Annotated in this window: 10 protein-coding genes; 6 read left to right on the forward strand and 4 right to left on the reverse strand. The window is 61.2% G+C overall.

The features are described 5' to 3' along the window. The first annotated feature begins 72 nt into the window (after positions 1 to 72). From ACJ8PN_RS22655 to trpS, 5 genes are all read left to right on the forward strand, one after another. The gene (locus ACJ8PN_RS22655; protein WP_351108966.1) at positions 73 to 1086 is read left to right on the forward strand and encodes an SPOR domain-containing protein; all 1014 of its coding nucleotides are present in this window, start codon (positions 73 to 75) and stop codon (positions 1084 to 1086) included. Between the two features lie 84 nt (positions 1087 to 1170). Further along, complete coding sequence (dam, locus tag ACJ8PN_RS22660) at positions 1171 to 1983, forward strand: adenine-specific DNA-methyltransferase (RefSeq protein WP_004930319.1); 813 nt, start codon at positions 1171 to 1173, stop codon at positions 1981 to 1983. 51 nt (positions 1984 to 2034) lie between these two features. Then, positions 2035 to 2712 carry a ribulose-phosphate 3-epimerase gene (rpe, locus tag ACJ8PN_RS22665; RefSeq protein ID WP_004930320.1) on the forward strand — a complete coding sequence of 226 codons (678 nt, stop codon included), beginning with the start codon at positions 2035 to 2037 and terminating at the stop codon, positions 2710 to 2712. Then, entirely contained in the window at positions 2705 to 3403 is a 699-nt protein-coding gene (locus tag ACJ8PN_RS22670) for a phosphoglycolate phosphatase (RefSeq protein WP_351108964.1), read from the forward strand. The genes rpe and ACJ8PN_RS22670 overlap by 8 nt, the downstream gene beginning before the upstream one ends. A gap of 2 nt (positions 3404 to 3405) precedes the next feature. Further along, positions 3406 to 4413, forward strand: a complete 1008-nt coding sequence (gene trpS, locus ACJ8PN_RS22675) for a tryptophan--tRNA ligase (protein ID WP_004930324.1) — start codon at positions 3406 to 3408, stop codon at positions 4411 to 4413. 50 nt (positions 4414 to 4463) lie between these two features. Here trpS and cysG read toward each other — a convergent pair whose 3' ends face one another. The 3 genes from cysG to nirB are packed head-to-tail and all read right to left on the reverse strand — an operon-like array spanning position 4464 to position 8790. Further along, on the reverse strand, positions 4464 to 5867 hold the full coding sequence (cysG, locus tag ACJ8PN_RS22680; protein WP_171454877.1) for a siroheme synthase CysG: 1404 nt from the start codon (positions 5865 to 5867) through the stop codon (positions 4464 to 4466). Between the two features lie 50 nt (positions 5868 to 5917). Beyond that, entirely contained in the window at positions 5918 to 6244 is a 327-nt protein-coding gene (nirD, locus tag ACJ8PN_RS22685) for a nitrite reductase small subunit NirD (protein WP_015379293.1), read from the reverse strand. Then, positions 6241 to 8790: a nitrite reductase large subunit NirB gene (gene nirB, locus ACJ8PN_RS22690; protein ID WP_082997493.1), complete on the reverse strand. Its 2550-nt coding sequence runs from the start codon at positions 8788 to 8790 to the stop codon at positions 6241 to 6243. The genes nirD and nirB overlap by 4 nt, the downstream gene beginning before the upstream one ends. 303 nt (positions 8791 to 9093) lie before the next feature. On the opposite strand from nirB, the gene ACJ8PN_RS22695 reads away from it, so the two are divergent. Beyond that, positions 9094 to 10362: a cytosine deaminase gene (locus ACJ8PN_RS22695; protein WP_442535238.1), complete on the forward strand. Its 1269-nt coding sequence runs from the start codon at positions 9094 to 9096 to the stop codon at positions 10360 to 10362. Positions 10363 to 10415: 53 nt separating this feature from the next. On the opposite strand, the gene tsgA is transcribed toward ACJ8PN_RS22695, so the two are convergent. Then, positions 10416 to 11600 carry an MFS transporter TsgA gene (tsgA, locus tag ACJ8PN_RS22700; protein WP_004930336.1) on the reverse strand — a complete coding sequence of 395 codons (1185 nt, stop codon included), beginning with the start codon at positions 11598 to 11600 and terminating at the stop codon, positions 10416 to 10418. Positions 11601 to 11759: the final 159 nt, after the last annotated feature.

Here is an 11759-nt window from a genome sequence, read left to right on the forward strand (position 1 = left end):
CATCGGGTTAATCTGCCCGTGCCACGGTAGGTCTACGGTGGTGGGCTTTTGCCTCTAGTTGGAGGGTTTCAGATGGACGAGTTTAAACCGGAAGACGATCTCAGACCTGATAGCAGCGATCGTCGCCCTACGCGCTCGCGCAAGCCGGCCGCCGCGCCGCGCTTCGCCGTTTCGCGCCAACATTTGATGATTGGCATCGGCATTTTGGTGCTGCTGCTGCTGATTATCGGCATCGGTTCCGCCCTGAAGGCGCCGACCAAACATGAAGCGGCTCAGGAGAACGGCGCGCAAAACGGCGGGGCCCGCGATATCAACCTGTCCGGTTCTTCGTCGCTGACTACCGCCAACAACGGCGTGCCGGGCGGTACCACGGATACCCACGATAACAACGGCGTGAGCGCGGCTCAGCCGCAGCAACCGCAGAACGTCAGCGTTCCGCCGATCTCCGGCACGCCGACCGAAGCGCAAACGCAGCCTCAGCAGGGCGGTGCGCAGCAGCGCGTCGATTTGCCGGGCAACATGGCGGATGCGTTGTCGCAGCAGCAGGGGCAGGTGGATGCGGCGACCCAAGGCATGACCGGCGCAGCGTCGACGTTGCCGACCGCACCGGCGACGGTGATGAGCGGTGCCGCAGCGCGCGAAGCGACGCGTCCTGTGCAGGGAACCGCGCCGCAACAGCATAAAACGCCGGCGAAAACTGCCGCCGCCAAACCGACCGCAACGCAGCATAAATCACCGACCACGGTGTATACGCCGCCGGCCAAGCCGTCTTCCACCGCGAAAGCGGGAGCGGTCGCCAGCAGCGGCAGCTCTGTGCAGTCTGCGCCGGGCAGCCACTATACCTTGCAGCTGAGCAGCGCTTCGCGTTCCGATACGCTGAACGCCTACGCCAAACAGCAGAAGCTGCAGAATTACCTGGTGTACGCCACCAAGCGTGACGGCAAGCCGTGGTACGTACTGGTGAGCGGTAACTATGCTTCTTCCGCAGAAGCGAAGCGCGCCATTGCTTCGTTGCCGGCGGATGTGCAGGCGAAAAAACCGTGGGTCCGACCTGTACACCAAGTGCAGCAAGATCTTAAAAAATAAATCATTTAAATTTGTGCGCTGATGTGCTGTCTGAAACAGAGTACAATCCGCCGCTCTGAATTGTATAAGTAGCTAATTGACGGCATGAAGAAAAACCGCGCTTTTTTAAAATGGGCTGGTGGAAAATACCCGCTGGTAGATGAGATTCGTCGCCATCTGCCGGCGGGAGACTGCTTAATCGAGCCCTTCGTGGGTGCGGGATCCGTCTTTCTGAATACGGATTACGACGCCTACATTCTCGCCGACATCAATAGCGATCTTATCAACCTGTATAACATCGTTAAGCTGCGCACGGATGACTTCGTGCGCGATGCCCGCACGCTTTTCGCCGATGAATTCAATAACTCGGATCAGTTTTACCTGCTGCGAGAAGAGTTCAATACTAGCACCGAGCCTTACCGCCGGGCGCTGCTGTTCCTGTACCTGAACCGTCACTGCTATAACGGCCTGTGCCGCTATAACCTGCGCGGCGAGTTTAACGTGCCGTTCGGCCGGTACAAGAAACCGTACTTCCCGGAAGAAGAGCTCTACTGGTTTGCCGAAAAATCGCGCAATGCCACTTTTGTCTGCGAGCATTACCGCGATACCATGGCGAAGGCCGTGGCCGGTGCCGTGGTGTATTGCGATCCGCCTTACGCGCCGCTGTCGGCGACGGCGAATTTCACCGCTTACCACACCAACAGCTTCAGCATCGCCGATCAGCAGAGTTTGGCGCATCTGGCGCACCAGCTCTCGGTAGAGAGCCAGGTACCGGTATTGATCTCCAATCACGATACCGAGCTGACGCGCGACTGGTACCAGCATGCTGCGCTGTATGTGGTGAAAGCGCGCCGCACGATCAGCCGCAATATTCTCGGCCGCAGCAAAGTGAACGAGCTTTTGGCGCTGTATCGCTAAGCCGGGGGCACCCCGGCGCATAACAACTCGACCCTACGTTTGGAGAAGCGGATGAAAAAGTTTTTGATTGCCCCGTCCATTCTGTCGGCAGATTTTGCCCGGTTAGGTGAAGATACCGCTAACGTGCTGGCCGCAGGCGGCGACGTGGTGCACTTCGACGTCATGGACAACCACTACGTGCCTAATCTGACCATCGGTCCTATGGTGTGCGAAGCGCTGCGCAACTACGGCATTACCGCGCCGATTGACGTGCATCTGATGGTCAAGCCGGTAGATCGCATCGTGCCAGATTTTGCCAAGGCCGGCGCGTCTTATATCTCTTTCCACCCCGAAGCTTCCGAACATGTTGATCGCACCATTCAGCTGATCAAAGAGCACGGTTGTAAGGCCGGCCTGGTGTTCAACCCGGCGACGCCGCTAAGCTACCTCGATTACGTGATGGATAAAATTGACGTGATCCTGCTGATGTCGGTCAACCCGGGCTTCGGCGGCCAGTCGTTTATCCACGGCACTCTGGACAAGCTGCGCCAGGTACGCAAACTGATCGACGACAGCGGTCGCGATATCCGCCTGGAAGTCGACGGCGGGGTGAAAGTGGATAACATCGCCGAAATCGCCGCCGCAGGCGCCGATATGTTCGTCGCCGGTTCCGCCATCTTTGGCCAGCCGGACTACCGCAAGGTGATTGACGAAATGCGCAGTGAGCTGGCGAAGGTTACCCATGGCTGATTTCGGCGCGATCCGCGCATTGGCCTTCGATCTGGACGGCACGCTGGTCGACAGCGCGCCGGGTCTGGCGGCCGCCATCGATATGGCGCTGGAAGAGACGGGCCTGCCGCAAGCGGGTGAGGAGCGGGTCGGCACCTGGATCGGCAACGGCGCCGACGTGCTGGTGCAGCGCGCGCTGCGCTGGGCGGAGGCGGAAGGCACGCCGGAGCAGTGCAGCCGGCTGCGTGAACGCTTCGACCATTTCTACGCGCAGACCGTCGACAGCGGCAGCCGTCTGTTCCCACAGGTGCAAGAGACGCTGGCCCGCTTGGCCGCGCACGGTTACCCGATGGCGCTGGTGACCAACAAGCCGACGCCGTTCGTGGCGCCGCTGCTGGCATCTTTGGGCATTGGCGACTATTTCTCGCTGGTGATCGGCGGCGACGACGTGACGGAAAAGAAACCGCACCCGGCGCCTTTGTACCTGGTGCTCGGCAGGCTTGGCCTGCGCGCGCATGAACTGCTGTTCGTCGGCGACTCACGCAACGATATTCAAGCCGCGCAGGGCGCCGGTTGCCCGAGCGTCGGCTTTACCTACGGTTATAACTACGGCGAATCGATCGCCCTGAGCCACCCCGATCGGGTGTTGGAGCGCTTCGCCGATTTGTTGCCCGCTCTTGGGCTGTCATCTTTAGAGAATCAGGAAATTTAAACATGAGTAAGCCCATCGTATTTAGCGGCGCGCAGCCGTCCGGCGAACTGACCATCGGCAACTACATGGGTGCGCTGCGTCAGTGGGTGCAGATGCAGGACGACTACGACTGCATCTACTGCATCGTCGATCTGCATGCCATCACCGTGCGCCAGGACGCCGAGAAGCTGCGCAAGGCCACGCTGGATACGCTGGCGCTGTATCTGGCCTGCGGTATCGATCCGGAAAAAAGCACCATCTTCGTGCAGTCGCACGTGCCTGAGCACACGCAGCTGAGCTGGGTGCTGAACTGTTACACCTATTTCGGCGAACTGAGCCGCATGACGCAGTTCAAGGACAAATCCGCGCGCTACGCGGAGAACATCAACGCCGGGCTGTTCAGCTATCCGGTGCTGATGGCGGCAGACATCCTGCTGTATCAAACCAACCAGGTGCCGGTGGGCGAAGATCAGAAACAGCACCTGGAGCTGAGCCGCGACGTGGGCCAGCGTTTCAACGCGCTGTACGGCGACGTGTTCAAAGTGCCGGAGCCGTTTATTCCCAAATCCGGCGCGCGCGTGATGTCGCTGCAGGAGCCGACCAAGAAGATGTCCAAGTCGGACGATAACCGCAACAACGTGATCGGCCTGCTGGAAGATCCGAAAGCGGTGACCAAGAAGATCAAACGCGCAATGACCGACTCGGAAGAGCCGCCTGTCGTGCGTTACGACGTGGTCAACAAGGCGGGCGTCTCCAACCTGCTGGATATCCTCGCCGGCGTGACCGGCAAGAGCATCGCGCAGTTGGAAGCCGAGTTTGAAGGCCAGATGTACGGCCACCTGAAAGGCGCGGTGGCGGAAGCCGTCTCCGGCATGCTGGCTGAGCTGCAGGAGCGCTACCACCGTTTCCGCAACGACGAAGCCTATCTGCAGCAGGTCATGCGCGACGGCGCCGCCAAGGCCCGTGCACGCGCGCAGGAAACCCTGGCGAAGGTCTATCAGGCCGTCGGTTTCGTACCGCCGCAGGCGTAACGCCGGCGCAAATAAAAAAGCGGCCTAAGGCCGCTTTTTTTACGTCGGTATTACGCCATTTGCGCCAGGCTGGCGGGCGATTCCTCGCTGGCGAACCAATTGAGCTTGCTGCGCAGGCTGACCACGCTGCCGACGATGATCAGGCTGGGGCTGGCGGCCTGCAGGGACAAGGCGCCCAGTTGGTGGAGCTCGCCTTCGATCACCCGCTGGCGGCAAGAGGTGCCGTTTTCCACCAGCGCCACCGGCGTGGCGGCCGGCAGTCCGTTCGCGATCAGCCGACGCTGGATTTCCGCCGCTTGCGACAGCCCCATATAGAACACCAGCGTCTGTTGCCCGGCGGCCAGCGTCGCCCAGTCCAATCCACCGTCGGCCTTGGCGTGGCCGGTCACCAGACGCACGCTCTGCGCGTGGTCGCGGTGGGTGAGCGGGATGCCGCTGTAGGCGGAACAGCCGGAGGCGGCGGTAATGCCCGGCACCACCGAGAACGGCACGTTGGCGTCCGCCAGCGTCTCCAGCTCTTCGCCGCCGCGGCCGAAGATAAAGGGATCGCCGCCCTTCAGCCGTACCACGCGTTTGCCTTGCCGCGCCTGCTGCAGCAGAATTTGGTTGATCTGTTCCTGCGGCACGCAGTGATGGCCGGCGCGTTTGCCAACGAAGATGCGCTCGGCGTCGCGGCGCACCAGCGTCATGATCGCTTCGGAGACCAGCCGGTCGTAAACCACCACGTCGGCCTGCTGGATCTGTTGCAGCCCTTTCAGCGTCAGCAGGCCGGCATCGCCCGGCCCGGCGCCCACCAGCACCACTTCACCGCGATCTGCCGGCTGTTCGCTGAACAGTTGCTCGAGCTGGCGTTCGGCCAGCGCGGCGTCGTCATTGGCCAGCGATTGCGCCAGCCGATCGTGAGCGAACAACCGTTCCCAGAAGCGGCGGCGCGCGCCGAGGCTGCTGAAGCGCTGTTTCACCCGTTGACGCAGCGATCCGCCGAGCTGTGCCAGCTTGCCGAGGTGTTGCGGCAGCAGCGCTTCCAGCTTCTCGCGCAGCAGCCGCGCCAACACCGGCGCTTTGCCGCCGGAGGACACCGCCACCATGATTGGCGAACGGTCGATAATCGACGGCATGATAAAGCTGGCGCGTTTCGGGTCGTCGACCACGTTGCAGAATACCCGCTGCTGGTTGGCGCATTGGTACACCCGCGCGTTGACCTCCAGCCGGTCAGTGGCGGCGATCACCAGCCATTTTTCCGCCAGCAGGGCCGGGCTGAATTCACCTTCGGCCAGCGTCACCAGGCCTTCTTCCGCCCACAGGTGGAACTGCGGGCTGAAGGCCAGGGCGTTGACGGTCAGCGCCGCGCCGGCGTCCAGCAGCAGGCGCGCCTTGCGTTCGGCGATCTCGCCGCCGCCGACCAGCAGGCAGGCTTTGTGTTGCAGTTGGCAGAAAATCGGCAGGTAGTCCATCGGCATTCCTCGGGGTTATCGGCGTGGGGGCGGGATGCGCCCCCGAAAGGTTATGCCGCGACTTGCACGATGCCGTCGACCACCCGGCTGGTGAAGCTGGCGACGGAGCGGCTGTCATCTTCCAGGCAGTGGCCGTCGTACAGGCGGAAACGCTGTTTCTTCAGCGGGCTGGCGACCCACAATTCGCCCTGATGTTCGGCGATGAGGCCGCGCGACAGCACGCTGGCCTGGGCGAACGGGTCGATATTGCTGATGGCGAACACCTGTTCGTCGGCATAGGGGCGGAACACCGCCACCTGCCGATCGCCGATCAGGGCGCACACGCCGGTGCCGGGCAGAATGTCGGCGACGGGACAAACGGTAATCCACTGGCTCATGCGTGACTCTCCTCGGTATCGATCAGGGTGACGGGAATGCGCTCGTCCGGACGCGCCGGGCGGTGCTGGTCGCGTTCGGCCACCACCTGCACGTTCGGATCGCGCAGCGGGCTGTTGATGAAGTGGGCGAAGCGCAGCTGCGTTTCCGGGTGCTCGACGGTCTCTTTCCATTCGCAGACCACCGCGTCGCGCAGGCGGGCGATCTCGGCTTCCAACTGCGCGTTGATGCCGAGCTTGTCGTCGACGATCACTTTGCGCAGGTAATCGATGCCGCCTTCCAGGCTCTCCAGCCACACCGAGGTGCGCTGCAGCTTATCGGCGGTGCGGATATAGAACATCATGAAGCGGTCGAGGTAGCGCACCAGGGTCTCGCGATCGAGATCGGCGGCCAGCAGATCGGCGTGGCGCGGCTTCATGCCGCCGTTGCCGCAGACATACAGGTTCCAGCCGTTCTCGGTGGCGATGATGCCGACATCCTTGCCCTGCGCTTCGGCGCATTCACGGGTGCAGCCTGAGACGCCGAACTTCATTTTGTGTGGGGTGCGGATGCCTTTGTAACGGTGTTCCAGCGTGACGCCGAAGCCGACGCTGTCGCCGACGCCATAGCGGCACCAGGTGCTGCCGACGCAGGTTTTCGCCATGCGCAGCGCCTTGGCGTATGCGTGCCCGGTTTCAAAGCCGGCGGCGAGCAGCTTGCGCCAGATGGCCGGCAGGTCGTCTTTCTGCGCGCCGAACATGCCGATGCGCTGCGAGCCGGTCATTTTGGTGTAGAGGTTGTACTCCTTGGCGATTTGGCCGATGGCCAGCAGGCCGTCCGGGGTGATTTCGCCGCCGGCGGAGCGCGGGATCACCGAGTAGGTGCCGTCTTTCTGGATATTGCCGAGGAAGTTGTCGTTGGTATCCTGCAGCGGCGTATGCTGCGGCTTGAGGATGTACTCGTTCCAGCAAGAAGCCAGCAACGAGCCGACGGTTGGCTTACAGACTTCGCAGCCGTAGCCTTTGCCGTATTTGGTCAGCAGCGCCTCGAACGACTTGATGCCTTCGACGCGGATCAGGTGGAACAGCTCCTGGCGCGAATAGGCGAAGTGTTCGCACAGGTGGTGGTTGACCTCGATGCCTTGCTTGCTCAGCTCGGCGTTCAACACCTGGGTAAGCAGCGGGATGCAGCCGCCGCAGCCGGTGCCGGCCTTGGTTTCGGCCTTCAGCGCCGCCACGGTGTGGCAACCTTTGTTGACCGCCTGAATGATGTCGCCTTTGCTGACGTCGAAGCAGGAGCAGATCTGCGCGCTTTCCGGCAGCGAATCCACGCCGATGGCCGGTTTGCTGCCCGCATGGGCCGGCAGGATCAGGCCGTCCGGGTTTTCCGGCAGCGCGATGCCGTTCAATGCAAGCTGCAGCAGGTTGCCATAATCGCTGGTGTCGCCCACCAGCACCGCGCCGAGCAGGGTTTTGTTGTCGGCGCTGACGATGAGGCGTTTGTAGACTTCTTTGCTTTCATCCAGATAGACGTAGCTGCGGGCGCCCTCGGTGCGGCCGTGGGCATCGCCGATGCCGCCGACGTCTACGCCCAGCAGCTTCAGCTTGGCGCTCATGTCGGCACCCTGGAAGCCGTTTTCGCGGTTCAGCAGGTGATCGGCGGCCACCTGCGCCATTTTGTAACCCGGCGCCACCAGGCCGAAGGTGCGATCGCGCCAGGCGGCACACTCCCCGATGGCGTACACATCCGGATCCGACGTCTGGCAGCTGTCGTTGATGGCGATGCCACCGCGGCGGCCAATCTCCAGCCCGCACTGGCGCGCCAGCTTGTCCTGGGCGCGGATGCCGGTGGAGAACACGATGAAATCCACTTCCAGTAGGCTACCGTCGGCGAAATGCAGGGTTTTGCGCGCCGTGCCGCCGCCGTTGACGATCTCCTGGGTATTTTTGCCGGTGTGTACCTTGACGCCCATGCGCTCGATCTTGCGGCGCAGCTGGTCACCGCCCATCGGGTCGAGCTGTTCGGCCATCAGCACCGGAGCGAACTCGATCACGTGCGTTTCCACCCCCAGGCTTTTCAGCGCGCCGGCGGCTTCCAGCCCCAGCAGCCCGCCGCCGACTACCGCGCCGCGCTTGCTGCGGCGCGCGCAGGCTTCGATGGCATTCAGGTCTTCGATGGTGCGGTAAACGAAGCAGTCCTGGCTATCCGAGCCTTTAATCGGCGGGATCCACGGGTAAGAGCCGGTGGCCATGATCAGCTTGTCGTAATAAACGGTGCGGCCGGTGTTGGAGTGGATGACCTTCTCGTCGCGATTGATGGTGATAGCGCGCTCGCCGATCAGCACCTTCACGCCGTGTTTTTCGTAAAAGCCTTCGCGCACCAGCGACAGCTCTTCGGCGGTGTGGTGCGAGAAGTAGGAGGAAAGGTGCACGCGATCGTAAGCGATGCGCGGCTCTTCGCAAAATACGGTGATGTCGAATTGGTCTTTGTCTGCTTTATCCAACAGATCTTCGATGAACCGGTGGCCGACCATGCCATTGCCGACGACGGCAAGTTTGACTCTGCTCATTATTGCCTCAAAATTCGGGTTTCCTAGGCTTACCTTATCTCTCCCGAGGGGCAATTTATTGATGCAAATCAATCACACTCTCATATACCTCTAACGTGGTATATAGATGATTTTTCACGTTTTTTGATAAGTTGCGGATTTTATTCACCTTTAGCTGAAGCGAGTCAGTTTGCATGCAAATTACCCCGCAGGGAGTAAACGCAGGGGGTAGGCATGAAACGGTGACTTTGTCAGCGCGATCCGCTGCCAGTATGATGAAGAAAACCAGCGCAACGGCAGAGGTGAAGGGTGGCGAAACGTCCATTGAAGTTTATCGATAACCTGCGTTTAAGCGGGCATGAAGGGTTGTGGCAACTGGCGATCGAGCAGGGGCGCATCGCGCATCTGGTGCCGCAACCGGAAGGGCTGGAGTGGCGCAGCGACGTGTTGGATGCGCAGGGCGGGCTGGCGCTGCCGGCGTTCGTCGAACCGCATATTCACCTGGATACCACGCAAACCGCCGGTCAGCCGGCCTGGAACCAGTCCGGCACGCTGTTCGAGGGCATTGAGCGCTGGGCCGAACGCAAGGCGCTGTTGACTCATGAAGACGTCAAGCAGCGCGCCTGGCAAACGCTCAAGTGGCAGATCGCCAACGGCGTGCAGTATGTGCGCACCCACGTCGACGTTTCCGATCCCACGCTGACCGCGCTGCGCGCCATGCTGGAGGTGAAACAGGAGGTGGCGCCTTGGGTGACGCTGCAGATCGTCGCCTTCCCGCAGGAGGGGATCCTCTCTTATCCCAACGGCGAAGCGCTGCTTGAAGAGGCGCTGCGGCTGGGGGCCGACGTGGTGGGCGCCATTCCGCACTTCGAATTCACCCGCGAATACGGTGTGGAGTCGCTGCATAAGGCGTTCGCGCTGGCGCAAAAATACGATCGGCTGGTGGATGTGCACTGCGACGAGATAGACGACGAGCAATCGCGCTTCGTCGAAACCGTGGCGGCGCTGGCGCTGAAGCTGGAGATGGGGGCGAAAGTCACCGCCAGCCACACCACGGCGATGCACTCTTACAACGGCGCTTACGCCTCGCGGCTGTTCCGTCTGCTGAAAATGTCCGGCATCAACTTTGTCGCCAATCCGCTGGTGAACATTCACCTGCAGGGGCGTTTCGACAGCTACCCGAAACGGCGCGGCGTGACGCGGGTGAAGGAGATGCTGGAAGCGGAGATCAACGTCTGCTTTGGCCACGACGACGTGTTCGATCCCTGGTATCCGCTCGGCACCGCCAACATGCTGCAGGTGCTGCATATGGGGCTGCACGTGTGCCAGCTGATGGGCTATGGCCAGATCGACGATGGGCTGAAGCTGATCACCCACCACAGTGCGCGCACCCTTAACCTCAGCGACTATGGCCTGGTGGCCGGCAACAGCGCCAACCTGGTGATCCTGCCGGCGGAAAGCGGTTTCGACGCGGTGCGCCGCCAGACGCCGGTGCGTTATTCGATTCGCCAGGGGGCGGTGATCGCCGAAACGCGGCCGGCGGAAACCACGCTGCATTTGCAGCAGGATGAGACGGTGGATTTTCGGCGCTAAGGCGCAAAAAAGGGCGCCTTGCGGGCGCCCTTGATGTATTTGATGCGAAGAAATCAGTGCGTCACGTGGCCGTGGCTGCGGTGCTTGGTCACGAAGCCCAGCAGCAGACACATCACGAATACCGCCAGGTACAGGCCGTTGGCGGTGGTCAGCGCCGCGTGCGCGCCGCCTTTCGCCACGATCGGGCCGGTGACCACGAAGGTCAGCATGGTGCCGATGGTGCCGCAGGTCAGGATAAAGTTGACCAGTTTCGGCGAGGAGACCTTGGTCTGCAGCGAGCCGAGGGTGATCAACGTGGTATAGATGGCGCTGGAAACGAAGCCCAGGGCCATGATGTAGTAGCCCAGGTGTTCCGGATTGTCGGTGCTGACGAACAGGTACATCGCACCGGTAGCCAGCGCGGCCAGTACGGTAACGATGCGCTGCAGATCGAAGAAGCGCAGGATGAAGCTGAACACCCACATGCCGACCATGTAAGAGGTCCAGAAGTCGCTCACCAGCTTACCGGCCTGGCCGATGTCCATGTTGAACGACTTGGTGGCGTACTCAGGCACCCACTGAATGAAGCCCAGCTGGCCGAGGATGTAGCACAGCGCGGCGATCGACAGGAACAGCACGCCGATGCCCCATTTTTCTTTCTCGACCGGTTGACCGGCATCGGCGCCTTTCTTGCCCAGCACCGGGAATTCGGAGCACAGGGTCAGCACGAAGATCGCCACGTACAGCAGGCCGATGCAGGCATAAACCCAGTACCAGCCGATATGGCGAGCCAGCAGCATCGCGGCGACGATCGGGAAGATCATCCCGGCCATGCTGAAGAAGGAATCGGTGAACAACAGGCGCGAACCGCGCTGGCGGCCGGCATACATATGGGTGATCAGGAAGGTGCCGATCGACATGGTGATACCGCTAACCACGCCAAGGATAAACATGCACAGCGAGAACATGGTCAGGCTCTTGCCGAGCATCAGCCCTGCGACCGCCAGCACCATCAGGACAAAGCCGAAGATCAGCTGACGCTTCAGCGGGATGATTTCCATCAGCCAGGCATTGAGGAAGATCGAAATCAAAATACCGGCGTTGAGGAAAGTAAAGGTGTTACTCATGCTGGAAACCGGCAGATTAAAGTACTCTGCAATGTTTCCCATCACCATCCCTGTGACGATCACTAAAGCACCGGTCAGCGCGTACGAAAAGAAGCTGATCCAGGTAAGCCGTATGCGGTTACTGTCATTCATTGTATAGGCCTGAATATGTCTGTTAGAGGTTTTAACGCTGGCATAAGGCCGCTGGCTTTTCCTGGCAAACGCAGAAAAAAGTCCCGATCAGGCCACCAGGGGGCGGATCCTAGCACAGACAACGGGATTTTTTGTGATGGTTGTCGATTTTTTGATGCA

Origin of the sequence: Serratia sp. CY76391 (genome assembly GCF_052166695.1) — a bacterium.
Lineage (GTDB): Bacteria > Pseudomonadota > Gammaproteobacteria > Enterobacterales > Enterobacteriaceae > Serratia > Serratia nematodiphila.